General features: G+C 75.0%; 19 protein-coding genes. 14 read left to right on the top strand and 5 right to left on the bottom strand.

What is annotated here, in order from left to right; all coding sequences use genetic code 11:
• The first annotated feature begins 421 nt into the window (after nucleotides 1–421).
• The 12 genes from OIE12_RS17100 (at nucleotide 422) to OIE12_RS17045 (ending at nucleotide 14750) form a co-directional block, all read left to right on the top strand.
• The gene (locus tag OIE12_RS17100) at nucleotides 422–2014 is read left to right on the top strand and encodes a phage tail sheath subtilisin-like domain-containing protein (protein ID WP_329136257.1); all 1593 of its coding nucleotides are present in this window, start codon (nucleotides 422–424) and stop codon (nucleotides 2012–2014) included.
• A 95-nt stretch (nucleotides 2015–2109) separates the two neighbouring features.
• Nucleotides 2110–2559 carry a phage tail protein gene (locus OIE12_RS17095; protein ID WP_329136255.1) on the top strand — a complete coding sequence of 150 codons (450 nt, stop codon included), beginning with the start codon at nucleotides 2110–2112 and terminating at the stop codon, nucleotides 2557–2559.
• The gene (locus OIE12_RS17090; RefSeq protein WP_329136253.1) at nucleotides 2559–3071 is read left to right on the top strand and encodes a hypothetical protein; all 513 of its coding nucleotides are present in this window, start codon (nucleotides 2559–2561) and stop codon (nucleotides 3069–3071) included. The genes OIE12_RS17095 and OIE12_RS17090 overlap by 1 nt, the downstream gene beginning before the upstream one ends.
• Nucleotides 3068–3226: a DUF6760 family protein gene (locus OIE12_RS17085; protein WP_329136251.1), complete on the top strand. Its 159-nt coding sequence runs from the start codon at nucleotides 3068–3070 to the stop codon at nucleotides 3224–3226. The genes OIE12_RS17090 and OIE12_RS17085 overlap by 4 nt, the downstream gene beginning before the upstream one ends.
• 3 nt (nucleotides 3227–3229) lie before the next feature.
• A complete protein-coding gene (locus tag OIE12_RS17080) occupies nucleotides 3230–6868 on the top strand; it encodes a hypothetical protein (RefSeq protein ID WP_329136249.1) in 3639 nt (1212 codons plus the stop codon).
• A 59-nt stretch (nucleotides 6869–6927) separates the two neighbouring features.
• Nucleotides 6928–7350 (top strand): phage tail protein, encoded by a 423-nt coding sequence (locus OIE12_RS17075; RefSeq protein ID WP_329136247.1) that lies wholly within the window; start codon nucleotides 6928–6930, stop codon nucleotides 7348–7350.
• A gap of 65 nt (nucleotides 7351–7415) precedes the next feature.
• Entirely contained in the window at nucleotides 7416–8129 is a 714-nt protein-coding gene (locus OIE12_RS17070) for a CIS tube protein (protein ID WP_329136245.1), read from the top strand.
• Nucleotides 8129–10048, top strand: coding sequence for a VgrG-related protein (locus tag OIE12_RS17065; protein WP_329136243.1), 1920 nt, complete (start codon nucleotides 8129–8131; stop codon nucleotides 10046–10048). Before OIE12_RS17070 ends, OIE12_RS17065 begins: the two co-directional genes overlap by 1 nt.
• 32 nt (nucleotides 10049–10080) lie before the next feature.
• Nucleotides 10081–10533 carry a GPW/gp25 family protein gene (locus tag OIE12_RS17060; protein WP_329136241.1) on the top strand — a complete coding sequence of 151 codons (453 nt, stop codon included), beginning with the start codon at nucleotides 10081–10083 and terminating at the stop codon, nucleotides 10531–10533.
• A complete protein-coding gene (locus OIE12_RS17055; RefSeq protein ID WP_329136239.1) occupies nucleotides 10533–12491 on the top strand; it encodes a putative baseplate assembly protein in 1959 nt (652 codons plus the stop codon). Before OIE12_RS17060 ends, OIE12_RS17055 begins: the two co-directional genes overlap by 1 nt.
• 256 nt (nucleotides 12492–12747) lie before the next feature.
• Nucleotides 12748–13320 carry a phage tail protein gene (locus OIE12_RS17050; RefSeq protein ID WP_329136238.1) on the top strand — a complete coding sequence of 191 codons (573 nt, stop codon included), beginning with the start codon at nucleotides 12748–12750 and terminating at the stop codon, nucleotides 13318–13320.
• The gene (locus tag OIE12_RS17045; RefSeq protein WP_329136236.1) at nucleotides 13317–14750 is read left to right on the top strand and encodes an NADase-type glycan-binding domain-containing protein; all 1434 of its coding nucleotides are present in this window, start codon (nucleotides 13317–13319) and stop codon (nucleotides 14748–14750) included. Before OIE12_RS17050 ends, OIE12_RS17045 begins: the two co-directional genes overlap by 4 nt.
• 45 nt (nucleotides 14751–14795) lie before the next feature.
• Here OIE12_RS17045 and OIE12_RS17040 read toward each other — a convergent pair whose 3' ends face one another.
• Together OIE12_RS17040 and OIE12_RS17035 are read right to left on the bottom strand one after the other, a co-directional pair.
• On the bottom strand, nucleotides 14796–15557 hold the full coding sequence (locus tag OIE12_RS17040; RefSeq protein ID WP_030376832.1) for a DUF4142 domain-containing protein: 762 nt from the start codon (nucleotides 15555–15557) through the stop codon (nucleotides 14796–14798).
• 163 nt (nucleotides 15558–15720) lie between these two features.
• On the bottom strand, nucleotides 15721–17094 hold the full coding sequence (locus OIE12_RS17035; RefSeq protein ID WP_329136234.1) for a helix-turn-helix domain-containing protein: 1374 nt from the start codon (nucleotides 17092–17094) through the stop codon (nucleotides 15721–15723).
• A 164-nt stretch (nucleotides 17095–17258) separates the two neighbouring features.
• Between OIE12_RS17035 and OIE12_RS17030 the strand changes: the two genes are divergently transcribed.
• The gene (locus OIE12_RS17030) at nucleotides 17259–17453 is read left to right on the top strand and encodes a hypothetical protein (RefSeq protein ID WP_329136232.1); all 195 of its coding nucleotides are present in this window, start codon (nucleotides 17259–17261) and stop codon (nucleotides 17451–17453) included.
• 68 nt (nucleotides 17454–17521) lie between these two features.
• Nucleotides 17522–21883: an NACHT domain-containing protein gene (locus tag OIE12_RS17025; RefSeq protein ID WP_329136230.1), complete on the top strand. Its 4362-nt coding sequence runs from the start codon at nucleotides 17522–17524 to the stop codon at nucleotides 21881–21883.
• 12 nt (nucleotides 21884–21895) lie between these two features.
• Here the strand turns inward: OIE12_RS17025 and OIE12_RS17020 are convergent, their stop codons facing one another.
• From OIE12_RS17020 to OIE12_RS17010, 3 genes are read right to left on the bottom strand one after another with little or no spacing between them, the layout of a single operon-like run.
• Nucleotides 21896–23293 (bottom strand): extracellular solute-binding protein, encoded by a 1398-nt coding sequence (locus OIE12_RS17020; protein WP_329136229.1) that lies wholly within the window; start codon nucleotides 23291–23293, stop codon nucleotides 21896–21898.
• Nucleotides 23290–26076, bottom strand: coding sequence for a substrate-binding domain-containing protein (locus tag OIE12_RS17015; RefSeq protein WP_329136227.1), 2787 nt, complete (start codon nucleotides 26074–26076; stop codon nucleotides 23290–23292). Before OIE12_RS17015 ends, OIE12_RS17020 begins: the two co-directional genes overlap by 4 nt.
• A 4-nt stretch (nucleotides 26077–26080) precedes the next feature.
• Complete coding sequence (locus OIE12_RS17010; RefSeq protein WP_329136225.1) at nucleotides 26081–26452, bottom strand: hypothetical protein; 372 nt, start codon at nucleotides 26450–26452, stop codon at nucleotides 26081–26083.
• Nucleotides 26453–26510 lie beyond the last annotated feature (58 nt).

The following is a 26510-nucleotide window of genomic DNA, read 5'->3' as shown; positions in this document are numbered from 1 at the left end:
GCCCCCGCGGCCCTTCCCCGGGAAGGGGGCCGCCGGTACAAGGACAGGAGGGTGACCGAGCACGACCGCACCCGTGCGAACGCTCCGAACCGTTCAGCCGGTCCGCGGCGACCGGTGCGGCGCCCTCTCCCCGTACCCGCCGGGACCGCGCGCCCCGAACGGCGCCGTGCCGGGCGGCACGTGGGGCGGCGGCCACGGACCCGCCGGGGCCGCGCGCCGGTGAGCCGGGGGGCGGCCGGGGCCGGCCCGGACGCCCGTGCGTCGGGGGACCGTCGAGGTGGCACTGCCCCGGGGAGAGGCGGCGCGCGCACTTTCGGGCAGCTCGAGTGCCCCCGCTTCTGCACCGCCAGGCGTTTTCGGCCGGTGCTCCGCGCGCGAGGGTGGAGGGCACTCTGACTCGTACCCCCAAGGAGCGCGGAACATGCCGTCCTATCTGTCGCCCGGCGTCTACGTCGAGGAGGTGGCCAGCGGCTCGCGCCCGATCGAGGGGGTGGGCACCTCGGTGGCGGCCTTCGTGGGGCTCGCTCCGACCGGCCCGCTCAACGAGCCGACGCTGGTGACCAACTGGACTCAGTACGTCACCGCGTTCGGTGACTTCACCGACGGGTACTACCTGGCCCACTCGGTGTACGGCTTCTTCAACAACGGCGGCTCCGCCGCCTACGTCGTACGGGTCGGCGGGTCCGCCGAGGACGCCGCGACGACCGGCGACACCGCCCCCGCCGCCGTGTCCGGCTCCGCCGCCCCCGCCGCGCTGCCGCCCGGCGAGCCCCGGCAGCTCGGCACGTTCAGCGTCACCGCCGTCGCACCCGGCCGGCACGGCGCGCTCAGCGTCGAGGTCGCCGACCCGGAGGGCGAGGGCCCGGCCGAGCGGTTCAAGCTGATCGTCAAGGACGGCGGCAAGCCCGTCGAGTCCTTCGACGTGAGCGCGAAGAAGGGCGGCCGCACCTACGTCGTCACGCAGGTCAAGGAGCGCTCCAAGCTCATCACCGTGACCGAGGCGGCCCCCGCGGCGCAGCTGGTCCGGCCCGAGAACCAGACCGTCGAGCTGCCCGCCGCGGCCACCGCCGCCCCGGCCGTCCCGGACGGCGCGGAGCAGGCCCACCCCGGCCCGGCCCAGTACCTCGGCGACTCCGCCGACCGCACCGGCTTCGGCGGCCTGGAGGCCGTCGACGAGATCTCCATGGTCGCGGTGCCCGACCTGATGGCCGCCTACCAGCGCGGCGCGATCGACCTGGAGGCCGTCAAGGCGGTCCAGCTCGGTCTGATCGCCCACTGCGAGCTGATGGGCGACCGCGTCGCCGTCATCGACCCGCCGCCCGGCCTCAACGCCCGTCAGATCCGCGTCTGGCGGCAGGAGACGGCCGGTTACGACTCCAAGTACGCGGCCCTGTACTACCCCTGGATCAAGGCGTTCGACCCGGCCACCGGCCAGTCCCGGGTCATCCCGCCGAGCGGCCACGTCGCCGGCGTCTGGGCCCGCAACGACTCCGAGCGCGGGGTGCACAAGGCGCCCGCCAACGAGGTCGTGCGCGGCGCGGTGGACCTGGAGATCCAGATCACCCGCGGCGAGCAGGACCTGCTCAACCCGATCGGCGTCAACTGCATCCGCGCCTTCCCCGGCCGCGGCATCCGCATCTGGGGCGCCCGCACCCTCTCCTCCGACCCGGCCTGGCGCTACCTGAACATCCGCCGGTACTTCAACTACCTGGAGGAATCCATTCTGCTGGGCACCCAGTGGGTGGTGTTCGAGCCGAACGACCACAACCTCTGGGCCCGTATCCGGCGCAACGTCTCGGCGTTCCTCGTCAACGAGTGGCGCAACGGCGCCCTGTTCGGCCAGAGTCCCGAGCAGGCCTTCTACGTCAAGTGCAACGAGGAGACGAACCCGCCGGAGTCCGTGGACCTCGGCCGGGTCATCTGCGAGATCGGCATCGCGCCGGTCAAGCCGGCCGAGTTCGTGATCTTCCGGCTGGCCCAGTTCTCCAGCGGCAGCGGCGAGCTGGAGGAGTAGAGGAGCGGGGGAGCGGGCGGAACCGCCCTCCCCGGCCCCTGCCCACCCTTTGAGAAGCCCTTTCAGAAGGACCAGAAGGACAGGTAAGCGAACTCATGGCTCTCCCCAAGGCAGAAGACGTCCTCGTCGCACCGAATTTCGGGATCCAGATCGACGGCGTGATGATCGAGTACCTCAACTCGGTCAACGGCCTCCAGGTCGAACAGGACGTCATCAAGTACCAGCAGAACCAGGGCACCACCGGCCGCAGCAACGTCACCCTGATGCCGGGCGTGGGCAAGGACGGCCAGGTCGACATCGAGCGCGGCGCGAGCCAGTCGGACGCGTTCACCCAGTGGATCAAGGACTCGCTGGACGGCAACATGGGTGTCGCCCGCAAGAACGCCACGATCATCCTCATGGACTACGAGGACAACCCGGTCAAGCGCTGGAACCTGCGCAACGCCTGGTGCAGCAAGATCGTGATGAGCACGCTGAAGGCGGGCGACACCTCGCCGGTCACCGAGACGGTGACCATCGTGTTCGAAGACCTGGTCATCGAGTAATGCGACGTTCGGCTGTGGGTGCGCCGCGTGCGCGCACGGCTGCCGAGGCGGCCGCGGCCGACCGGTCCGCGGCGGCGGGAGCCGAGGTCCCCCCTCAGGCTCCCGCCGCCGCCCCGCCGGCGGACGTGGCACCGCGGCAGACACTGCGCACCGAGTTCCCCTTCGAGCTGCCCCGCGGCTACGTGGACGACGCCGGCACCGTGCACCGCGAGGGCGTGATGCGGCTGTCGACGGCGCGGGACGAACTCGTGCCGCTGCGCGACGTGCGCGTCCAGCAGAACCCGGCGTATCTGTCGGTCGTGCTGCTCGGCCGGGTCATCACCCAGCTGGGCACGCTGCCGAACGTGCACGACGGGATCGTGGAGAGCATGTTCGCCTCCGACCTGGCGTTCCTCCAGGACTTCTACCGCCAGATCAACGCCGAGGGCCACACCCGGGCGGCGGTTCAGTGCCCGCACTGCTCCGAGTCGTTCGAGGTGGAACTCGGCGGGAGCCGCCTGGGGGAATCGTGACGTACGCGACCGACCGGCTGCACGAGGAGATCGCGTACGTCGCCTACCACTTCCACTGGAGCCTGGAGGCGATCCTGGACCTGGAGCACCACGACCGCCGCGGGTACACGGAGCGGATCGCGTCCTTCGTGACGCGGTCCGCGGTGGAGGGCTGAGCCGTGGGTCTCCTGGACCGTCTGCGTGGCCGGGGCGAACGCCCGGCCGACTCCGCGGGATCCGCCGGGGCTCCGTCGGGGGCGGGGGCGACGGCGCCGTCCGCACCGTCGGCGTCCCCGGCGCCCGCGCCCGCCGACGCGGTGCCCGTACCGGCGGCGCGGCCGGCCGGGTGGCCGGGGCTGCCGCCGATCCAGCGGTCCGCGGCCGGGCCCTCCGGGGTCGCCGACCGCGGCTTCGGCGGACGCCTGCCGACGTGGCAGAACCCGTCGTTCACGGCGTCGTCGTCCCTCGGTGTCCTGAGCACCTCACCGGCACGGCTGCTGCCGCCGTCGCCCGAGCCGACGGGCGCCGGCGGTCCGGTGACCGGTCTGGAGCGGACGGCGAACGCCCCCTCCCGGACGGCGGCTCCCGGTCCGGCGGTGCAGCGCGCGCCTGCCGTGCCGCTGCGGGCCGTTCCGACGGCCGCGCCGGACGGTCCCGGCGGTGGGCGGGCCGGCGGGGAGTCCGCGCTGCCCGTGCGGCGGGCCGCCGTGCCGTCCTTCGGCACGGAGGTGCCGGTGTCGCCGCCGGCACCGGCGCAGGGCGTCCGGGTGACGCCCGCCCCGGCGCCGACCCGGACCAGCCCGCTGCTCAAGGCGCCGGCCGCCGCGCCGGCCGTGCAGCGCCGGTCCCTGCCCGCGGCGCGCCGGTCCACGCCCCCGGCCACCGCGCCCCGGCCGGCGCACGGCGACGGCGGGGGCGGCGGCAAGGGGGACGACAGGGGAGGCGGAACACCCGCCTCCCCCGGCGCCGTTCCCCCGCGCACCTCCCCGGCCACCGCCGACGCCCACCTGCCGGTACAGCGAGCCGTGCGGGACGCGGGCGCACCCGCCCCGGGCGGCGGCGCCGCGCCGGCGCCTCCGGTACGGCGCGCCGAGGGGTCGACCGGGCGTGACGCGGGTACGCCCGGCACGCCGCCGGCCGTCGCGCCCGCGCGGCCGGTCACGAGCGACCCGGGTACGCCGCTCCCGTCCGCCCCGGTGCAGCGCCGGACGGCGAACCCCGCACCGCCGAACCCCGGCGGCCCGCCGGCCGCGGGGGACGCGGGCGCGCCCGGCACGCAACGCCGGCTGTCGTCCGGGCCCTCGTCGGAGGCGGGTGCGCCGGCCCCGGCGCAGCGCAGGGCCGCCACGCCCACGCGGCCGGTCACGCGCGACCCGGGTACGCCGCTCCCGTCCGCCCCCGTGCAGCGCCGGACGGCGAACCCCGCACCGCCGAGCCCCGGCGGCCCGTCGGCCGCGCGGAACGCGAGCACGCCCTCACCGGATGCGGGCGCACCCGCCCCGGCGCAGCGCCAGGTCACCGCGCCCACGCGACCGGTCACGAGGAACGCCGGTACGTCGGCTTCGCCCGCCCCCGTGCAGCGCCGGACTGCGGACCCCGTGCCGTCGAACCCCGGCGCGCGCGACGCGGGCACGCCCGGCACGACGCCGCCCGCGGGGCAGCGCCGCGCGTCCGACGCCGCGACGGCGTCCCCGCGCGAGACGGGTGGCCCCACGCCGGGCCGGCGCGGCACCCCCGCACAGCCACTCACGCGCGACCCCGGGACGACGCCCCCGCCCACCCCCGTGCAGCGCCGGACGCCCGACCCCGCGCAGCCGGGCAGGCACAACCCCGCCGGCACGTCGTCGGGCAGGCGGGACGCGGGTATGCCCGGCACGACGCCGGCCGTGCAGCGCCGGGCCGTCACGGGCGACGCGAACAGCACGTCGGCCGCACGGGACACCGGCGCGCACAACGCCTCACAGGCGTCGCCGCGTGAGACGGGTGGCCCCACGCCGGGCCGGCGCGGCACCCCCGCACAGCCACTCACGCGCGACCCCGGGACGACGCCCCCGCCCACCCCCGTGCAGCGCCGGACCCCCGACCCCGCGCAGCCGGTGACGGGCGGCCCGGGCAGCACGCCGCCGGGCGCCCGGGACACGGGTACGCCCGGCACGACGCCGACCGTGCAGCGCCGCACTGCCGACTCCGCGACGGCGCCCTCGTCCGAGACGGGCACCCGCCGACGCCAAGCCGTCGAGCCCGTGAAGCTCACACGCGACCCGTCCCGCACGCCGACCGCACGGAACGCGGGCGCGTCCGGCACGACGCCGGCCGTCCAGCGCCTGGCCGCCGACACCGCGACGGCCGCCTCGCGGGAGACGGGCGCACCCGCCCCCGTACAGCGCCGGGCCGTCGAGCCCGTGCCGCTCACACGCGACCCGTCCCGCACGCCGACCGCACGGGACGCAAGCGCGCCCGGCGCGACGCCGGCCGTCCAGCGCCTGGCCGCCGACACCGCGACGGCCGCCTCGCGGGAGACGGGCGCACCCGCCCCCGTACAGCGCCGGGCCGCCGCCCCCGTGCCGCTCACGCGCGACCCGTCCCGCACGCCGACCGCACGGGACGCAAGCGCGCCCGGCGCGACTCCGACCGTGCAGCGCCAAGCCCTTGCCTCCGTCCCGCTCACGCGCGACCCCAACCGCACGCCGACCGCACGGGACGCGGGCGCGTCCGGCACGACCCCGGCCGTCCGGCGCCCCGCGGCCGACCCCGCGACGGCGCCCTCGCCCGGGGCGGGCACACCCGCCTCCGTACAGCGCCGAGCCGTCGACCCCGTGAAACTCGCGGGCGATCCCGGCACGACGCCCCCGTCCACCCCCGGGCAGCGCCGGACGGCCGACCCCGTGCTGCCGGTCGCGGGTGCCTCGGGCGGCACGTCCGCCGTGCGTGACCCCGGCGCGGCGCAGGCCGTACAGCGCCGCGTCACCGACGCCCCGGCCGCGTCCCCGCGCGAGGCGGGCGCACCCGCCCCGGGCGGTACGTCCGCCGTGCAGCGCCTGGCCGCCGACCCCGCGACGGCACCCTCGCGCGCACCGCGCACCCCCGCGCAGCCACTCACCCACGGCCCCGGCACACCGCCCCCGCCCACCCCCGTGCAGCGGCAGCCCGCGGGTGCGGCGTCCGCGGCGACGGCGTCCGCCGGGCCCGGCGCCTCGGACGCCGGTGCCGCGCCCGTCCAGCGGGCCTTCGCCGCCCCGGGGCCGGCCCGCCGTGCCGGGCTCGGGGCGCCGCTGCCCTCCGCCCCGGCCGGGCCGGAGCCGGGCGGCACGAGGAGCCCCGACGGCGCGGCGTCCCGGCGCGCCGGGCTCGGGGCGCCGCAGGTGCGGCGGGACGCGGCCGCCGGCCCCGTACCCCTGCGGGCCGCCGCGTCCGGCACGCTCTCCGCGCTCCCGCTGACCTCCCTCACCCCGCCCGCCCCGCCCGGGGAGCCGGCGGCCGTGCAGCGCTCCCAGCCGCGGTCGGCCACCGGTGCGCTCGCCGCCGCCGCGGCGGCCACCGTCGCCTCCACGCTGGGCAGGGTCCCGGCGTCGCGGGACGAGGAACCGCCGCCGGCCTACACCGCGGTGCCGCTCGACGGGAACGAGCAGCGGCCCCCCGCGGACCCGCCGCCCGCGTACACCCGGGTGCCGGCCGGGTCCTTGGACCCGAAGGACCTGACCGACTTCCAGCTCGACGAACTGGCGCACCGGATCATCGGCCGCGTCACCCGCATGCTCCGCACGGAGCTGCGGATGGACCGCGAACGGATCGGCAGGCTCCGCGACGACCGCCGCTGACGCACCCCTCCGCCTCGAAGACACCGAACGCACCGAACGCACGCGAAAGGCCGCCCCCGATGTCCCGCACGGACCCCGGTTCCACCATCTGGTTCACCCTGTCCATCGACGGCCAGAGCCTCGGCTACTGGAACGGGTGCGAGGGGCTGTCGTCCCAGGTCGAGGTGGAGCAGCGCCCCGAGGGCGGCAACAACGGCTTCGTCTGGCAGTTGCCGACCCGCATCACCTTCTCCCACGTCCGGCTGACCCGTCCGCTCACCCCGGACACCACCAAGGTCGCCAAGTGGATCTCCTCCGTGCAGACCGGGATCAAGCGGCCCACCGGGACCATCGTGGCCCGGCGCGCGGACGGTTCCGAGATCGCCCGCTGGGGGCTGCTCGACGTCCTGCCGGTGAGCTGGCAGGGCCCGTCCTTCGACGCCGGCAGCCCGGCCGTCGCCACGGAGGTCCTGGAGATCGCCCACCACGGCTTCACGGACTGATCCCCCGCCACCAGCAGGGAGACCGGCAACGCCGGCGCACCCCACCGGAACGAAAGGAGCGGCACATGGCCAACGGTGCCGGCAAGAGCCTCGTCCACGCCACCCTCGCCATCCACGAGCCGCCCATCGGCGACAGCCCCTCGCCGGGCGCGCTCATCAAGAACTTCACCCTCCAGTTCAACCCGGCGCAGCTGACCCTGTCCCGGCAGGCCGAGTGGAAGAACACCCCGGCCGCCAACACCCGGGACGGCTCGATCCCGGAGTTCATGGGCCCGGTGGCCCGGGAGATGACCGTGGAGGTCTTCCTGGACTCCTCCGACAAGCCCGGCAGCAACGCCGTGCTGAAGCAGGTCGAGGCGCTGATGGACTGCTGTGTGGTGACGGCCAGGAGCAAGGCCGCCGACAAGCCCTCGCCGCCCTGGGTGATCTTCCAGTGGGGCTCGTTCGCCACGGCCCGGTTCATCTCCTACGTCAGCTCCGTCGAGGCGTCGTACACGCTGTTCGGCACCTCCGGCGTCCCCGTCCGCGCCACCTGCCAGGTGTCGCTGCACGAACTGCCGCACGCCACCCCGGGGCAGAACCCGACCTCCGGCGCCCTCACCGCCCAGCGCGTGCACCGCGTCGTCGCCGGCGACACCCTCCAGTCGCTGGCCTGGCAGGAGTACGGCGACGCCTCCGCCTGGCGTGACATCGCCGAGGCCAACGGGATCGACGACCCCGCCCGGCTGGCCAACGGCACCGATCTGCTGCTGCCCGCCACGCAGGAGGTGCACCGCTGATGCCGCCGCTGACGTACTCCAACATCATCAAGGTCAAGTTCAACGGGATGGAGCTGCGCAAGACGATCGCCCCGCTGCTCGTGGAGGGCTGGGTCGACCAGGGCGTCGGCGTCCCCGCCGCGTTCCGCCTCACCTTCCGCGACCCCAACCGCACCCTGCTCAAGCGGCTCGGCGTCACCTTCGGCACCGACGTCGTCCTGACCCCCGTCGCGGGCGGCAAGGGCGCCGCCGATCCGCTGCTGACCGGCGAGGTGACCGCCCTGGAGGCCGACTACGACGGCACCGGCTCCTTCACCGTGATCCGCGGCTACGACCTCGGCCACCGGCTGCTGCGCCGGCGCCGCGTGGCCGCGTACACCAACGAGACGGCCTCCTCCATCGTCCGCAAACTGGTCGGCCTCAACAGCGTCCCGGTCGGCCGGATCGAGTCGACGAAGGCGCAGTACGAGTTCATCAGCCAGTCCAACGTCACCGACTGGGACTTCCTCGCCCGGCTCGCCGACGAGAACGAGATGGTGATGTCCCTGGACGCCAGGGGCAACTTCAACTTCGTCTCGCCCGAGCCGTCCTCCGGCGCGCCGTCCCCGGAGACCGACGGCGACAAGAGCCCGTTCGTCCTCCAGGCCCGGCACGACATCCTGCGGCTGCGCACCGGCGTCACCGCCGCCGACCAGGTCGCCGAGGTCGAGTCGCGGGGCTGGGACGTCAACCTGGCCAAGGAGATCGTCGCCACCGCCCCGGCCACCACCAACCCGGGCTTCGAGATCGGCGCCACCCCCGGCGGCGCGGCCCGCTTCTTCCGGCCGACCAAGCTGGTGCAGACCGCCACGCCCTACGACAAGCAGGCCGAGGTCACACACGCCGCGAAGGCGCTCGCCGACGACGTCTCCGCCTCCTTCGCGGAGGTGGAGGTCACCGTCCGCGGCAACCCCAGGCTGCGGCCGGGCGTCCCGGTGGCGCTCGCCGACACCGGCGCCCCCTTCGAGGGCAAGTACACCGTCACCTCCGTCCGGCACGGCTTCGGCGCCGGCCAGCACTACGAGTCGGCGCTCACCGTCAGCGGCCGCCAGTGGCGCTCGCTGTACGGGCTGGCCTCCGGCGGCACCGAGAGCGCGCCCCGGCTGCCCAGCGTCGCCAACGCCGTCGTCACCGACGTCACCGACCCGCTGGGGCGCGGCCGGGTCAAGCTCACGTTCCCGTGGTTGGACGACACCTACGTCAGCGACTGGACGCGCTCGGTGCAGCTCGGCGGCAGGAACGGCGGCGGGTTCTTCCCGCTCGACGTCGGCGACGAGGTGCTCGTCGCCTTCGACCGGGGCGCCCTGGACCACCCCTTCGTCCTCGGCGGTCTGTACAACGGCCGGAACCAGGAGACGAAGAACGACGTGCCGCTCTACCACGGCGCCCGCAACCAGGCCGCCCGGCACACCCTCTCCGACCGCACCGGCAACCGCGTCGACCTGCTCAGCGCCAAGCTGGCCCGCAAGCAGGGCGTCCGCATCCAGTCCGGCGACGACAAGCTCGTCATCAACCTGGACCGGACGAACACCGAGATCAGCGTCGACAGCAAGGGCACGGTCAGCATCAGGGGCAGCCACTCGGTGTCCGTCGAGGCCGGCACCAGCCTGTCGCTCAGCGCCGGGCGCTCCCTGAGCATCAAGAGCGGCGGCCCGATCAGCATCCAGGGCGGCAGCATGATCAACATGCGCAGCGCGGGCCAGATCGCCGTCAACACCGGAGGCGCCCTGAACATGGTGGCGGGCGGCGCCGCGACCCTGACCGGCGGCGGCGCCACCAACATCACCGGCGGCGGCACCCTGCAGCTCAACTCCGCCTCCACCAGGGTCGTCGGCGCGAGCTTCTCGGTCCTGTCACCCTCGTTCAAGGTCGCCATGATCCCGATGCTGGGTGCGTCATGAACCTCTCCCGCACAAGGCAGGTGGCTTGACTCATGGCCGAACAGTTCGTCGGCTCCGGCTGGTCGTTCCCGCTGCGCATCGGGCCGACCGGCGGCATCGCCCTGGTCAGCGGCGAGAAGGAGATCGAGGAGTCCATCCGGCTGATCCTCTCCACCGCGCCGGGCGAGCGGCCGATGCGCCCCGAGTTCGGCTGCGCCATCCACGACCTGGTCTTCGCCCCGGTCAACGAACAGACCGCCGGCCGCATCCAGCACGAGGTCCACCTCAGCCTGGACCGCTGGGAGCCCCGCATCGAGGTGCAGGACGTGGAGGTGTCGGTGGGTGCCGAGGAGAGCACCCTGCTGATCGACGTGAGCTATTCGATCCGCGGCACCAACAACCCGCGCAGCCTCGTCTTCCCGTTCTACGTCATCCCCTCCCACGAGGAGCCGGGCGCACCCGCGCCGTCCGACGGCCCCGGCCACCTCCCCGAAAGCGACCTCTGATGCCCCTGCCCTCCCCCAACCTGGACGACCGCCGCTTCCAGCAGTTCGTCGACGACGCCAAGCGCTACATCCAGCAGCGCGCCCCGGAGTGGACCGACCACAACGTCTCCGACCCCGGCGTCACGCTCGTCGAGACGGTCGCGCACATGGCCGACCAGATCGTCTACCGGCTCAACCGGGTCCCGGAGAAGAACCACCTCGCCTTCCTGGACCTGGTCGGCATCACCCTCTTCCCGCCCAGCGCGGCCCGTACGGACGTCACCTTCTGGCTGTCCGCGCCGCAGGAGGAGGCCGTCTCCGTGCCCGCCGGCACCGAGGTCGCCACCCCGCGCACGGAGAGCGAGGACGCGGTCGTCTTCGCCGTCGAACGGGACCTGCGCATCGTGCCCAGCGCGCTGCGCCACCTGGTCGTGCAGCACAGCGGCGAGACCGTCACCGACCACACGCACGATCTCGCCGAGGGCACCGACATCGGGTGCTTCGCCGAGTCGCCGCGCCCCGGCGACTGCATGCTGGTCGGGCTCACCGCCGCCGCGCCGCACTGCGCCGTCGTCCTCGAACTCGACAGCCGGGTCGACGGCGTCGGTGTCGACCCCCGCCAGCCGCCGCTGGTCTGGGAGGCCTGGTCCGAGGACGGCTGGCAGCCGTGCGAGGTCGACCGCGACGGCACCGGCGGACTCAACCGGCCCGGCGAGGTCGTCCTGCACGTCCCCGGCAGCCACGTGCTCTCGCGCACCGGCGGCCACGAGGCCGGCTGGCTGCGCTGCCGGGTCACCGAACCGCTGCCCGACCAGCCCTTCTACACCACCTCCCCCACCGTCCGCTCGGTGGAGGCCTGCACCATCGGCGGCACCACCGGCGCCGTCCACGCCGAGACCGTCCACGACGAGGCGCTCGGCGAGTCCACCGGCCTGCCGGGGCAGCGGCTGCGCCTCGCCCACGCCCCCGTCGTCGGCGACACCCCGCCGGTCCTCGTGCAGAGCGCCGAGCACGACGGCTGGGTCGACTGGGAGGTCGTCCCGCACTTCGCGGCCTCCCGCCCCGACGACCGGCACCTCACCCTCGACGCCACCACCGGGGAGATCGCCTTCGGCCCCTCGGTGCGCGAGGCCGACGGCAGCCTGCGCCAGTACGGCATGGTCGCCCCCAAGGGCGCCGTGCTGCGCGCCCGCCGCTACCGCATCGGCGGCGGGCGGGCCGGGAACGTCGCCCGGGGCGCGGTCCGGGTGCTGCGCACCTCCATCCCCTTCGTCAGCGAGGTCGTCAACCGCGAGGCCGCGCGGGGCGGCGTCGACGGCGAGACCGTCGAGGAGGCGAAGGTACGCGCCCCCATCACACTGCGCGCCCAGGAGCGCGCGGTGACCCTGCGGGACTACGAGGAACTCGCCCGGCGCGCCGCCCCGGAGACCGCCCGCATCACCTGCCTGGAGGGCGAGGAGAGCGACTACGGCTCCTACGCGATCCGGGTCCTCGTCGTCCCCCAGGCCGTGCCCGACCCGGGCGGGCGGCTGCGCTTCGAGCAACTCGTGCCCGGGGACGCGCTGTTGTCCCGCATCACCCGGCACCTCGACGAGCGCCGGCTGATCGGAACCCGGCTGGCCGTGGGGCCGCCGTTCTACCAGGGGGTGACGGTGGTGGCCACGGTGCACACGTTCCGCGGCGTCGACACGGACCGGGTGCGCCGGCAGGCGCACGACGCGCTCTACCGCCACCTCGACCCGCTGACCGGCGGCGCCGACGGCAAGGGCTGGCCGTTCGGCCGCCCGGTCCAGTCGGGGGAGATCTTCGCGGTACTGCAACGCGTCCCCGGCGTCGAACTGGTCGACGAGGTCACCCTCCACCCCGCGGACCCCCTCACGGGAAAGCGCGGCGACCCCACGGACCGCATCGACCTGAGCCGGCCGTCGCTGGTCTTCTCGTACGACCACCGCGTCCGAGTGATCGGCGACGCGTCATGAGCCGCCCCGAGGCCGACGGCGCCCGGCGTACGGCGCCTGCCCCGACGAACGGCGAGTGCGCCGGCCTCAAGGGGCGCGCCCTGCATGCCGCGCCCCTCCAGGAGAACGGCGAGCACGCCAACCCAAAGGGGCGCGGGGCTGTGACATGTGCGGCTCCGCCGCGCGGGCGCGACAAGCCACAACGGACCCGCAGCCGCGCACGCGCAGAAGTCCCCTGCCCGGAGGGCGCACGGGCCGTGTCACGGGGAGGTACCCCATGAGGGGGTCCGTCGACGGGCTCGGGTCGTCCGCTCCGCTGGGGCTCAACCTGCCCGCCGTCTTCGCCGACGACGACCTCGCCCAGCGCTTCGTCGCCGGCCTCGACGAAGTCCTCGCCCCGATCCTCAACGTCCTCGACTGCCTCGACGCCTACTTCGACCCGGCCCTCGCCCCCGTGGACTTCGTCGGCTGGCTCGCCGGCTGGGTCGGCGCCGAGACCGACGGCACCGACCCCGGCCGTCCCCAGCCGGAACCCCGGCTGCGCGCGGCCGTCGCCGCCGCCGCGTACCTGCACCGCGTCCGCGGCACCCGGCGCGGCCTCGCCGAAGCCGTCCGGCTCGCGTTCGGTGCCGAGCCGGAGATCACCGAGAGCGGCGCCGCCGCGTGGAGCGCCCGCCCCCTCGGCCCCGTCCCCGGCGCCCCCCGCCCCCGGCTCCACGTCCACCTGCGGCTGCCGGATCCCACCCCCGCGGACGCGCACCGCCTCGACGCCCTCGTCGCGGCCACGCGCCCCGCCCACATGCCCTACACGGTTCAGGTGACCGCCGCCGAAAGGAAACCGGAGAAATGACCACCCAGAACTGCGCCGAGTGCGGCACCCGCGCGGAACCGGGCCAGTCCTTCTGCGACGGCTGCGGTGCCGTACTGAGCTGGACCGACCGCGCCGGCACGGACAGCGCCGGCGCCACCGCACGCCCGGCCGGCACCGCCCGCCCGGCCCGCCCCGCGCTGCCGACCCGCCCCGCACCGGACGCCCGCCCCGCACCGGCGGCCGGCGCCGCGGCGACCGACACCCGCTCCGGCGACCCGACCTGGGACGCCTTCTCCCGGGCCGACCCCGCCGACCCGCTCCTGACCCGCAGGCCCGAGTCCGCCGAGCCCTCCGGGGCGGCCGCCGCGGCCCCCGGAGCCCCCGAGTACCTGGACGGGCCGCCCATCCCGGGCTCCCCGGACGGGGAGGACGCCGGGGACTCCGCGGACACCGGCGGTCCCGGGGCCACCGGCGGCACGGGCTCCACCGGGGACGTCGAGGACATCTACGACACCATCCCCACCCCGGCCACCCCCACCCCGGCAGCCCCGGCCCCCGCACCCGACGCCCTGTCCGACCGGGCCCGCTCGCTGCTGGTCCCCGTCGACGACCCCGGCCCCCGCACCGCCCCACAGCCGAACGTCGCCCCGGTGCTGCCCGGCGTCCCCGTGGCCGACCGCCCCGAGGTGCGCGCCCCCGGGCACGCCCCCGGCGCACAGGGCGGCCCGCCCTGCCCCTGGTGCTCCACGCCCAACCACCCGGACCGCCACTACTGCGTCCGCTGCGCCATGCCCCTGGCCGGCGACGGCCACACGGCCCCGGCCCACCGCCCGTGGTGGCGCCGGATCACGGACTTCCAGAACCGCGAGGCACCCTGGGCGGGCGACCGCCCGCGCCTGCGCCGCACCTTCGACCGGGTCCTGACCTGGGTGGTGGCCGCGCTCGTGCTGACCGGTCTGGTCTTCGCCTGCTTCCAGATCCCCAAGGGCGTCCAGGCCACCCGCGACCACTTCGCCAAGCGCGCCCCGCTCTCGCCGGACGGTGTCCGCGCCTCCCGTTCGTACCCGGGCCACAAGCCGGAGCTCGTCTTCGACAAGCTCAACAACACCTGGTGGGGCCCGGGCGTGGTGGAGTCCGGCAAGGGCGAGTGGGTGGAGGCGCGCTTCGCGCAGCCCACGCGGCTGCTGGACCTGCTCATCACCTCGGGCGTCTCCACCCACGCCGACCAGCTCAACCAGTCCGCCCTGCCGCACCTCGTCGAGGCCCGGATCACCACGGCCGACGGGCGCACGACCACCCGGACGCTCAACCTCGACCAGGCGGCCGGCGCCCAGCGCCGCGCCTTCCGCGCCCGGGACGTCGTCGCCGTCCGCTTCACCATCGAGTCGTCGTACGCGTTCTCCAGCAAGAAGCAGGTGGCGCTGGCCGAGATCGAGTTCTTCGGCCCGTCGAACGCGAGCGGCTCCTGAAGACGCCGGGGGCCGAGGACACCGGCCCCCGGCTCATTCCCCGGCTCAGCCCGCCGGCTTGGTGACGTTCCCGGCGCCCGGGGTCGCCGGGATGACCGTGGCCGGGGGAGTGAAATTCGGCGGCGGCGTCAGCGGCTGCACGGCCGTGCCCGGCTGCGCGGGCGGCGGGGTGAGCTGGTCCTGGGAGAGCTTCGGCGGCGTCGTCTCCTGGAACAGCACCTGGTTGAAGTTGACCAGCCCCGTCGCCTCGAGAATCGTGATGTGGTCCAGGACGGTGATGTTGGCCTGGTTGGCGAGCTGACGGACCAGCGTGTTCTCGGTGTTGGCCCGGATCTTGGCGATGGTCGAGAAGATCTGCCCGTGGGTGACCCGCAGGATGTTGGCGAGGTCGGAGTCGAACTGCTTGCCCTTGTCGGACTTGAGCGTCGCCACGAAGCCCTGCTGCTGCGGACTGGCCTGGTTGGGCAGCGCGATGTTCAGCTGCTGGGCGACCCGGCGGTCGGCCTCGTCGAGGGTGGCGTGCCCGTTGACCAGGTGCTGACCGGCGGTCCGTACGGCCTCGGTGGTGCCCTTCTGCAGGGCGAGTTCACCGGCGGGCAGTTCCCACAGCCCGGCCGCGCGCACCTTCACCACGAAGTCCCGGTCGGCCTCGGTCAGCGGCCCGCTGGGGGGGTTGGCGATCACGCGGCTCGACTGGGAGGCCGTCGTCTGGAACCCCAGCATGGTGGGGTAGGCGATCGCCGCCATGGTGAGGGCGAGGGCACCTCCGACGAAGAGGGTTCCCGCCGCGCTACGTGAAATGCCCATGGCACCTCTCCTGCTCGCGTCATCGCTCCACCGCGGGCGGAGCCGGACGCCCAGAGATACGGACGCGTCGCGCGGAAGCGCCTAAAGAGCAGGCAAAATCCGCAGCACCGTCACGTGTCACGCGTCACAGGCCCCGTACAGCCGGGCGACGGCCTCCGCCCGGCTACAGCGGGGGCTGGGCCGGGGCCGGGCCCAGGGTGGTGGTGCCGGGGGCGGTGCGGTGGCCGAGGCCGGTGCGATAGGCGTCCAGGGCGGCCTCCACACGGTTGGTGCGGCGCAGCAGATCGCCCAGCAGGCGGCACAGGTCGGCCAGATCGCCGGCGGCGCCCGCGCGTTCCAGCAGGCTGAGTGCGCGCACGTAGTGCTCCTCGGCGGTGTCGGTGTCGCGGGCGTCCTCCGCGATGATGCCGAGCAGCCGGTGCGCGGCGGCCGCGTGCACGGCGCCGCGCTCGGGGGAGAGGCCGCCGAGGACGCCGTGCAGCAGCTCCGACGCCTCCTCGGACCGCTCCCGCCGGTGCAGGACGTCGGCCAGTTCCACCGCGACCTGGCTGCTGTAGAGCGCGGCCCGCTTCTCCGACAGCATCGCGAGCGCCTCCCGCAGCTCGCTCTCCGCCCGCTCCAGCCTGCCGTCCTGCGCGTACAGATACCCGCGCATCCAGTGGCAGTTGGCCAGCTCCGTGCGGATCTGGAGCTGACGGTAGAGCTCGGCGGCCTTGGCCAGCGAGGTGTCGGCCTCGGCGATACGGCCCTCGGCGATCAGCGTGCGGGCCACCGAGCGGTGCATCCGGGCGAGCAGCGCCGGGTCCTCGACCTGCGGGGCGAGCGCGAGCGCGAACTCGGCGGCCTGCGCGGCCCGCGCGTGCGTGCCCATGTCCATGTACGGCCCGATCGCGCTCGCGTACAGCAGCAGCAGCGCGTCCGGATCGTGCAGCCCGGACCGGTTCAGCTCGTCGAGAGTCGTCTCCAACAGATAGCAGGCATACCGCAGTTCACCCGCCAGATAGTGGGCGACCGCCCGGCCGCGCACCGCCGGGACCCGGGCCGGCAACGGCGCCCCCGCGTCCGTCAGACACCGTTCGGACCGCTCGAAGAACTCGCGCGCCTCGGTGACGTCACCGGTGTCCATGGCGCACTCGCCGAGCCCGAGCAGTGCGGCGGCCCGCTCGGCGGGGAGCGCGTGCTCCTCCGCCTCGGCGAGCAGCGCGGCGTACCGCTCGGCCGCCACCGACGCCTCCCCGGTGGCCAGCGCCCGCTGCGCGTCGGTCAGCCGCAGCCGCAGATCGGTGGCCAGGTGGGGCGGGCGTCCGGTGGCCAGCTCCTCGAAGGCCACGCCCAGCCGCTCCGCGATGTGCCGCAGCGCCGGGTCCGAGGCGCGCACCCGGCCGGCCTCCAGGGTGGAGATGTACGCGGGGGTGTACGCGGGCTCCGCGAGCTGCCGCTGGGTCAGCCCGCGCGCGGTGCGCAGCCGCTGCACCCGGCGGCCGATCACCTCCGGCCGGTCACGGTCCTCCTGCTCCCCCGCCGCGTGTTCTCCCACAGCCCCAACTCCCCCTGGATCCCTTGTGGTCAGGCTCCCACAGGCTCTACGTTAAGCGCCGTATTAAACACGCTTAACGAAGCACTGTCATGCGACGCCGACGCCAGCGCCGTCGTCCGGCCGCCGCCGCCCGCCGTACGCCCGCCGACCTTGCGAGGTTCCCCATGACCCGAGGCACGTCCGCGCGATACGTCAGAGGACTCGGCGCCGCGCTCATCGCCGTCACCGCCCTGCTCCTGGCCGCCAACGCGGGCCCGGCCCGCGCGGGCGACGACGGCACGACGACGGTGCACCAGGTGGACGACACGGGGGTGTCGGGGGTGCCGGGCGTGTCGGGGGTCTCGGCCACGGGCCGGTGACCGCCGCCGGGCACTGAATCCGCCCGGATTCCTGGGCCTTCGGCCACCGGGTGCGCGATGATGCGCCGGTGGTGAACTCGGGGGAGGGGCGCGGGGTTTCGCGCCGGGGTCTGGTCGCGGGGTGGGCGGCGCTGGTCGTCGTCGGATTGACTGCGCTGTATCTGAGCGGACCCCGGCTGTCGGCGTCGGTGGGCACGGTCGTCGCGGTGACGGCGCTCGGCGGGGCGGTGGTGTCCGGGACCCTCCTGTTCCGGGGCCTGTTCCGGCGGAGGTCCGCCCCGCTCCTCATGCGCCGCTCGCTCCCGCACCAGCTGGACGCACACCTCCTGTCCCAGGTCCGCGTCGTCGAGTCCGACGCGCTGCGGCGGCTGGAGGGAGTGCTCTCCCCGCCGCTGATCGTCCCGGGCCCGGACGGCCGGCCGAATGCCCTCTCCGGAACGACGGTGTACTGGAGCCTGGCGGAACTGCACCGAACCCGAAGCCGCAGGCGGGTCGTCCTCGTGGGGCCACCCGGCTCGGGCAAGACCACCGCCGCCCACCGCTTCGTCCTGGACCGGGCGGAGAATCACCAGGACGGCGAACCCGTGCCGGTCCTGGCCGACCTCTCCACCTGGGACCCGGCCACCACGGGCGTGCAGGAGTGGTTCGTCTCCGCGCTCGCCGGGCGCTACCGCCTGGAGGAGAGCGAGGTACGGCCCCTGGTGACCTTGGGGCGGATCCTGCCCGTCCTCGACGGGTTCGACGCGATCCCCGCGCCGCAGCGCGACACGGCCGCGACCCAGCTGCGGGGGTGGCTGTCCCGCTCCGAGGGCCACGTCGTGACCTCCCGCGGGGAGGCGCCCGAGGTGAGGCGGCAGCGGACCATCGGGTTCGCGGTGGAGCTGGGTCCGCTCCCGGCCCCCACGGTCGCGAGCCACCTCACCACCGTGGGCGGGGACCGCTGGACGCCCGTCGTGCGCGCCCTGGGGGCACACCCGGACGGCCCCCTGGCCCACGCCCTCTCCTCCCCCTGGCTGCTCTCCCTCGCGGTCAGCGGTTACGCGGACCCGAGCCTCCGCGACCCCGCCGAACTGACCGGCGACCGCTTCCCCGACGAGGACGCGATTCGGCAACGGGTCCTCGACACCGCCGACCCGACGGCGACCATCGAGGGCGACAGCGGCAGCAACCGGCGGCAGCGCCTGGAACTTCTCACCGACGCAATGGGCGGCGAGGACGACGGGCTGCTGCTGTGGTGGCGGATGGCGCAGAAGTACGGCTCGCGGAAGCTGTGGGCGGCGCTCGCGGTGGTGCTGGTGGGTGTTCCGCTGTCGTTGACGTTCGTCGCCGACGGCCGCTTCGGCGGACGGCTCGCCTGGACACTGCTGGCCGTGTCCTTCCTGCTGTTCACCCCGCACGTGCGCAGCGCACCCGTACGACTGCTGCGTCCCCGGGTGCTCCGTGCCGTGGGCGCGGCGGCGGTGGCGTACGGGTGCGTGTGGGGTGCGTCCCTGGCCGACTTCCCGAGTGCCCGGCCCCCGGTGCTGTCCTCGCCCTCCGGTCTCGTCCTCGTCGCCGCCTGCCTGTGCGCCGGATACGTCGTCGTCGCCACGCGCTCGGACACCGAACCTGCCACGGGCCGGACAACGGGTGACCTGCGCGTCAACGGACGGGTGGCACTGGCCAATGCCTGCGCGTTCACCGTGCTCTTCTGCCTCCCCGCGGCCCTCACCACGGACGGTGGTGGCTGGCAGACACTGCCGTGGTACGTCCGTATCGCCCTGCCGTCAGGCGTGTTCGCCTTCACCCTCCTCGTCGGCACCGCCTGGGGACGGTACCGGCTGACCCATCTCCGCTTCGTCCTCAGCGGGGACCTCCCGGTGTTCCTGGGCCGGTTCCTTGCGTCGGCGGAGACGCACGGCCTGCTCGCCCGCGCCGACGGCTACGGCCGGGGTTGCCACGCGTTCCGCAACGACCTGGTCCGCACCGCGCTGGCCACCGGAGGTGCGCACCGGCTGCCCCACGTACGGGCCGTGCAGCTCGCGGCCGCGGAGATCCGGGCGGAGACCGTCGCCCTGCCGGAGGCCGTCGCTTACCTGACCTACACGGCGGACGGTGACGCGGAGACGTACGAATGGGAGGCGGACCGGTTCGGAGACCGCGTCGGCTCCGTCCTCGACAACGAGCTGCGCACGGTCGCGGACGCCGGCCGGTCCGCGTACGAGCGCTACCGGCAGGCGCGCCGGCGGATGACCGAGTCGCTGCGCGGGCCCCGGTGGGCGCGGCCGGCCACCGCAGGGTGGTACGAAGCCGGCTCGATGGTTGCGGCAGTTGTGGCCTTCTCCACCGGCCCCGGGGCAGGGGCCCCCGGCGGCATGTCCCAATCAGCGCTTATCGCGCTGGGTATTCCGGTGGCCTTCTTTGGACTGGTCGGGCGTATCGGGGATTTCCTTCTCCTACCCAGATGGAGGCTGGTCGTCCCCCACGTGCCGACCCGGTCGACTGCCCCTCCGATCGGTGAACGATTGATGCTTTTCGGCGGCCTTAGCCTCATCGGGCTGGCGCTGCTGCCGCCCCTCGTACCCGACCACGTCCGCCCCTACGTCCTGTACACCGCCGGCACCCTCGCCCTCCTCCTCGCCCTCGCCTGGCTCTACGCCCGCCCCTACGCCACCCGCGCCCGCGCCGCCCGCAGTGAGGACCCCGACGACTGGCCCGAGGCGTCGGAGCCCCGGTACCGGGACGCCGCGCGGCAGGCGCGGCAGGACTGGCTGACCGCCGTCGCGCGGGACGGGCTGATGCCGCTGCTGCGGGGGTCGCTGCGGGCCGGGGACGACACCTCCGCCGTGCCCGTGCTGCCCACCGTCGATCCCTCCCGGCTCACCGGGAGCCGCCGCTCCGACCAGTTCGTCGGCACCTCCGCCACCGCCGAGATCGACTACCACCTGCGCGAACTCGACAGCGCCAGCATCGGGATCAGCGGGCCGCGCGGCGCGGGCAAGTCCAGCCTGATGCAGCGGTTCTGCACACCGGGGCCCACCTCGGCCGCCGACGACCTGCTCGTCCTCGTGCCCGCGCCGACCTCGTACGACCCCCGCGAGTTCCTCATCCACCTGTTCGCCGAGGTGTGCCGCGCGATCACCGGGGAGGCGCCCGGTGCCGACGGGCGCCCCGGTCCCGTCCCGGGCCGCCGCGCCGCGCTGCTGCACCGGATCGGCGCCGCCGTCACCACCCTCGCGGGCCTCGCCGTCGTCCTCGGCACACTGTTCCGGCCGCAGTTGGCCTCCGCCGCCCACCGGGTCACCGGCCACCCGCACGCCCTGCTCGTCGCGGCCGGCGTGCTGCTCGTCGCCGTCGGCGTCGGCTGGTCGCTCGCCCCGTTCACCGGGCCCGACCGCCGCCGCCGCGGCACCCCGCGCGGCGGCGCCGAGGCCTCGGCCGCCGCGCATCTCCGGCTGCTGCACTACCAGTTGACGTACCAGCACGGCCGCACCGCACAGCTCGCCCTGCCCGGCGGGCTGCAGGTCTCCGACGCCGGGCAGACCCAGCACACCCGGCAGCTGCTCACCTACCCGGAACTGGTGAGCCGGTTCCGGGAGTTGCTGGACCAGGTGGCGCTGGAGCGGCGGGCGCTCGGTGGGCGGGTCGTCATCGGGATCGACGAGCTGGACAAGGTCGGCAGCGCGCAGGAGGCCGAACGCTTCCTCAACGACCTCAAGGCCGTCTTCGGCATCCGGGGCTGCCACTTCCTCGTCGCCGTCTCCGAGGACGCGCTCACCGCCTTCGGCCGGCACCTGCTCGACGTGCGGACCGTCTTCGACAGCGCCTTCGACCGGGTCGTCGCCGTCCGTCCGCTCGACCTCGCGCAGGCCCGGGAACTGCTCGAACTGCGGGGCGTCTGGCTGCCCGACCCGTTCCTGTGGCTGTGCCAGATCCTCTCCGGCGGGCTGCCCCGCGATCTGCTGCGCGCGGTGATGAGCCTGGCCACGCACCGCGCGCTCGACCAGCTCACCGGGCTTCCCCGGCTGGCGGAGCGGATGATCGAGGACGACGCCCGGGCCGTGCTCTCCGCGCAGACCCGGCACGCGGCCGGCCTGGAGGGCGCGACCGCGCCCGCCGTCGCCCGCTGGATCGCCGACGTGGCGCAGGGACCGGCGGCGGCGGACGACTGGGAGGCGGCGCTGGGCCGGGTGCCCGCCGTACCGCCGGACGAGTACGAGACGGCCCGTGTCGTCGCCCAGGTCCGCGCCTACCTCGCGCTCGGCGCGACGCTCCTGCGCACCTTCACCGGTACGGCCGTGACGGTGGCCCGGGGGCGGCGGCCCGACGGCGCCGTGGACCACCTCACCGGCGCCCGTGCCGCCCTCGCCACCGAACCGGAGGCGTCCTGGGCCGCGGTGGTCCGCCACCGCGCCGGGGACCCGCCGCTGCCGGCGCTCCCCGAGCCGTAGCGGACGGCCCCCTCAGTCCCCCAACGCCTCGCGCAGCGCCGCGTCCAGGCGGTGGGCCAGGGTCGCGTCGCTCGGCGGGGAGTCGCCGAACAGGGGGCCGAGCTCCTTGGTGAACGTCTGGGTGAAGGCGCCGTACAGAGGGGTGCGGGGGCGTTGTACCGCGCTCTTCAGGGCGGGCAGGAGCGTGTCGCGGGCGTAGGCGGGGCGGCCGGCGCGGTCGCGGGGCATGCGGTCGGCGCCCTCGCCGGTCGGGGACGGGGTGGGCGTGGCGCCGCCTGCGTCGGCGAGGCGGCAGGTGACGTCGTCGTCGGTGTACGCCGACTCGCGCGTCGCCGCGAATCCCGCGTCCAGCAGGCAGCGTTCGCTCTCCTCGCTGGTGAGGAACGCGACCAGCTCCCGCGCCATGCGGGCCCGCGGCGAGGACGCCGTCACGGCCAGGTCCTGCCCACCCAGCACCGCGTGGCCGGGCAGCCGGGTGACGCCCACCTGGTCGGCGTCGAACGTCTGGTGGAGCGTGCGGTAGACGTACGGCCAGTGGCGCAGGAACGCGGTGCGGCCCGCCGCGAAGTCGGCGAGCGAGGTGTCCTCGCGGGAGCGGACGGCGTTCCCGAGCGTGTACAGCTCGTCGGTGCGCTTGCCCAGTTCGACGATCCCGGCGGTCAGTTCGTCCACGGTGCCGTCGTACCGGCCTCCGCCGTCCGTGAGGGAGAAGTCCTTCGTGGCGCTGGCGAACGCCTCCAGCGCGTTCACCGTAAGGCCCTCGTAGTCGTCCAGCTGCGTCGTCCAGCCCTTCTCGTAGCCCTTGGGCGGCTTCTTGCCGACAGTCCGGACGAGACCCTGCAACTGCTCCCAGGACAGATGCCGGTGGTCCAGGTCGCGCCGCTGCACGTTGGCCGCGCGCAGATAGTCGCGGCGGTAGTACAGCAGACCGACGTCGCTGTTGAACGGCACCGCGTACACCTTCCCGGCCCAGCGGGCGGTGCCCGCCACCGACGGGACGACATCCTTCTCGATCATGTCCTCGGGCAGCGGCCGGATCAGCCGCGCGGCGGCGAACTCCGGTACCCACGTCACGTCCAGGTTGACGACGTCGTACTGGGCGCTGCCCGACTGCAGCGCCCCGAGCAGCTGGCTGCGCTGCGCGTCGGCGGAGCCGGGGAGTTCGACGAGCCGGGCGCGGAAGCCGTCGTCCTGGTGGACGCGGTTCCAGGCCTCGATGAGCTGCTGCCGGACGCCGTCCCTGCCGGTCACGTCCCGGCCGCTGGCCACGACGATGTCGCCGGGCTCGTCGTGCGCGGTGGCGCCCGCGGTCTCGGGACCGGGCCCGCCCCCGCCGGTGCAGCCGGCGAGGACGCCGAGAAGGAGCAGCGCCACAAGGGCGGCCGCCTTGCGTGTACACGCTCCCGTCATCCGTCCTCCCCCGTTCCCGTCCGCGCGACCTCGTCCTTCAGACCCGCGCCGACGTCCCCGCCGGCGTCCAGGCAGCGGCCGCCGCTCGCCTCGGAGATCCGGGCGTCGGGGCGCGCGGGGGCGCAGCCGCCGTTCGTCAGCGACACCATCACCACCGGGATCGCGGCCGTGCGCGCCTTGTCGAGCAGCGTGTCGAGGCGGGCGCCGGTGAGCCGGTCGTCGTCCTCGTCGTCGGTGAGATAGACGATCAGCTCGGGCCGGTCGTCGTCGGTGCCGCGGCCCGTCATGTCGTCGAGCGCGGCGCGCAGCGCGGCGTACGGGTCGGACTCCGCGTCGCGCACGGCGGCCTCGCGGTCGAGGGTGCGTTCCGCCGCGGCGCGCCGGTGCGGGCCGAAGGAGAGCAGCAGCCGGTACGGCTTCTTCGCGCCGGGTTCGGAGGCGACCCCCCACACCCCGTACTCGTCCTGGTCGCCGAGACCGCCGAGGGACTGTTTCAGTATCCCGGGGCCGCCGCTCGGGCCCTGCCACTGCCCGCCCATGGAACCGGAGCTGTCCAGCAGGAACAGCACCCGGCCGGGGCCGTGCGCGCCGCGGTAGGAGGCGAGCGCGGACTCCATCGGCTCCCGGTCCGCCCCGCCGGGCAGCGCCCCGGGCTCGCGCAGCACGCCGTGCGCGGTCCGGCCCTCGTCGAGCAGCGCGTGGCCGCCGGCCGCGGCGCGGAACCCGGCGGCGCCGAGCACCCGCTGCCCGCCGTCCGGTTCCTTCAGCCAGTGGTAGAAGTCCTCGACCGCCCCGGTGCGGCGCGGTTCGTCGCGGTCGGCGTCGTCCCAGTGGACATGCACGAAGGCGGGCTCGACGCCGGGGACGTCCGAGGGGTACTCGGCCGTGCGCGCCACCCGCGTGGTGTGCGCGCAGCCGACGCCGCTGCGCAGCAGGAACTCGGGGACGAGCGCGGTGGTACGGCGGTCGACGGCGCCGCTCTCGGGCAGCGCGCACAGCAGGTCGACGGCGGTGGACGAGGGCGGGCCCGCCTGGGCGACGCGCTGCTCCCCGGCGGCGACGCCGTCCCCCGACGGGCCGTACAGACCGATCGTGGAGAGCAGTGCCGCGTCGGTGAACTCCGGGTCGGGGCGGCGCACCTCGGCGTCCCGGTCGCGGTCGGTGAGGGCGGTCAGGAGGGCGGCGAGGGTACGGCCGGACCGGTCGCCCGCGGGGGCGGCGAGCCGGTCGGGGACGGCGAGGACGAGCGGGGAGTGGGCGAGCGTGCCGAGGGTGCGCAGGACGGCGGCGTACGAGTCGGTGTCCCGCTCGGCGGTGACGCGGGCGACGTCGGCGCGGGAGGCGGGGATCCACACGTCCGGCTGCGCGCCGACGTCCCGCTGCGGGTTGGTGTCCTCGTCGCGCGGGTCCCGCCAGTCCTCGGTGCGCTGCCGCAGCGCGGTGACGACGTCGGCGGCGCCCGCGCTGTAGACGGTGATCCCGGTGCGCCGGCAGCCGTCGGAGCCGGTGTTGGCGTCGGAGGTGAGGTAGGCGTCGGCCGCGTCCCGCACGGAGTGTTCGAGGTCGGGGTCGGTCAGCACGCGCAGTTCCAGGGGTGGGCCGCAGGAGGGGTCGCCGCCGGGGCCGAAGAGGGCGTAGCCGCCGAGGGAGGTGGCGAGGACGGCGAGCGCCAGGGAGAGGACGGCGGCGCGGCGGCGGGTGCGGTGGGGGTGGGGGCCGGGGCGGTCCGGAGCCGGGCCCCGGGAGGCGCCGCCCGGGGCCGGCTCCCGTAAGGAGCCTCCCGGGTCCTGCCGCGAGCCCCCGTCGAGGTCCCGCAGGCCCCTGCCCAGGCCGGTCAGGGCGAGGGTCACCTGGCCGGTCCGCAGCAGGGCGGTGCCCAGACGCCGCAGGAACGGCTCGCGGGCGGGCGGCCGGGGAGCGGGGAGGAGTGGCTTGGGGGTGGGGTCGGTGCCAGGGCTGGGGTCGGGATCGGAGCTGGGGCCGGTGTGGGTGCCGGTGGTGTTCCGGTTCGGTGCGCCCGTGAGCGGTACCGACGGGCCCGGTTCGGACCCCGCCACCAGCAGCACGTCCTCCTCGCCCGCCGTCCTGCTCTGCGGGGCCCAGGGCTCCTCGCGGAGCGTGCGGTGGTGGGCGCGCAGATGGCTGTGCAGCGGCTCCCACAGGTCCTGGAAGGCCATCGGGTCGCCGCTGCCGAGCAGGTGGACCAGCTGCTCGGTGAACGGGGTCGGCGTCGTGTCCGGGCCCGCGTCGATGCGGTGGTTGGCCTGCACGCTCATCAGCAGCGAGATCCGCCACTTGTCCGGCAGCGTCTCCCACACCCGGGCCGCGTTGCCCGCGAAGCAGCAGTCCAGGATCACGACCACGTGCCGCGCCCGGCTCGTCGCGAGCTCCGTCAGCACGCTGCTGAACGCGTCCGCGCCCGGGAACACCGCGTGCTCGCCCGCGACCACGCGGGCGTTGCGCAGTTGCAGGAACAGCTCGTTGCCCGCGCTCGGGATCGCCCCGTGCCCGGCGAAGTAGAACAGCAGCAGCCCCTCGGCGTCCCGTACCGCCGTGCGCAGCGCGTGCCCGAAGCGCTCCTGCGAGGGCGAGCGCGCGACGGTGATCTCCCCGTCCGCGAACACCCCGCCCCGGCGCAGCACGTCCCGCAGCCGCGCCACGTTGTGCTCCACGGCCGGGAGATGGCCGGGCACGCCGTCGGGCTGCGGCTTCGTGTACTTGTACGCGGACACGCCGACCAGCAGCGCGCGGTTGGCGTGTCCGCGCGGGTCGAAGGGGTCCACGGGGCTACCCCTCGTCGGGGGTCACCGCGTCGACCCGGCCGTCGGGGGGATCGCCGCGTTCGACGTCGCGGCGGTTCTCCTGCCAGGCGCTGAACGCCCGTTCGACGGTGACCGTGACCCGGCGGATCAGTTCGCCGGAGGCGCCGCCGACGAACGCGAGGAAGATCTCCATGCCGAGGCCCATGGGGCTGCCACGTTCGACGGTCGCGGTGGTGTCCGAGCGCATCTGGATGAGCAGCCTGCCCTCGCGTACCAGCGCCTCCAGTGGCTGTTCGCGTTCCAGCCAGCTCTTCAGTGCGTCGATGTCGCTGTCGTCGGCGGTGCCGGACAGTCGGACACGGATCCCCTGGTCGGCCACGCCATCCCCCTCAGCCATGACTCCCCATCATGGCACCAGGGGGTACGAGACGGGAGGGGCTTCGCCCCTTCCGACC

The organism is Streptomyces sp. NBC_00670, assembly GCF_036226765.1.
Lineage (GTDB): Bacteria > Actinomycetota > Actinomycetes > Streptomycetales > Streptomycetaceae > Streptomyces.
This window is presented reverse-complemented; position numbering and strand designations above follow the sequence as displayed.

Excerpts from the sequence above, each read along its gene's own strand:
- OIE12_RS17100 (WP_329136257.1), top strand. The coding sequence starts at position 422 with ATGCCGTCCTATCTGTCGCCCGGCGTCTACGTCGAGGAGGTGGCCAGC.
- OIE12_RS17095 (WP_329136255.1), top strand. The coding sequence starts at position 2,110 with ATGGCTCTCCCCAAGGCAGAAGACGTCCTCGTCGCACCGAATTTCGGG.
- OIE12_RS17090 (WP_329136253.1), top strand. The coding sequence starts at position 2,559 with ATGCGACGTTCGGCTGTGGGTGCGCCGCGTGCGCGCACGGCTGCCGAG.
- OIE12_RS17075 (WP_329136247.1), top strand. The coding sequence starts at position 6,928 with ATGTCCCGCACGGACCCCGGTTCCACCATCTGGTTCACCCTGTCCATC.
- OIE12_RS17070 (WP_329136245.1), top strand. The coding sequence starts at position 7,416 with ATGGCCAACGGTGCCGGCAAGAGCCTCGTCCACGCCACCCTCGCCATC.
- OIE12_RS17065 (WP_329136243.1), top strand. The coding sequence starts at position 8,129 with ATGCCGCCGCTGACGTACTCCAACATCATCAAGGTCAAGTTCAACGGG.
- OIE12_RS17060 (WP_329136241.1), top strand. The coding sequence starts at position 10,081 with ATGGCCGAACAGTTCGTCGGCTCCGGCTGGTCGTTCCCGCTGCGCATC.
- OIE12_RS17055 (WP_329136239.1), top strand. The coding sequence starts at position 10,533 with ATGCCCCTGCCCTCCCCCAACCTGGACGACCGCCGCTTCCAGCAGTTC.
- OIE12_RS17050 (WP_329136238.1), top strand. The coding sequence starts at position 12,748 with ATGAGGGGGTCCGTCGACGGGCTCGGGTCGTCCGCTCCGCTGGGGCTC.
- OIE12_RS17045 (WP_329136236.1), top strand. The coding sequence starts at position 13,317 with ATGACCACCCAGAACTGCGCCGAGTGCGGCACCCGCGCGGAACCGGGC.
- OIE12_RS17040 (WP_030376832.1), bottom strand. The coding sequence starts at position 15,557 with ATGGGCATTTCACGTAGCGCGGCGGGAACCCTCTTCGTCGGAGGTGCC.
- OIE12_RS17030 (WP_329136232.1), top strand. The coding sequence starts at position 17,259 with ATGACCCGAGGCACGTCCGCGCGATACGTCAGAGGACTCGGCGCCGCG.
- OIE12_RS17020 (WP_329136229.1), bottom strand. The coding sequence starts at position 23,293 with ATGACGGGAGCGTGTACACGCAAGGCGGCCGCCCTTGTGGCGCTGCTC.
- OIE12_RS17010 (WP_329136225.1), bottom strand. The coding sequence starts at position 26,452 with ATGGCTGAGGGGGATGGCGTGGCCGACCAGGGGATCCGTGTCCGACTG.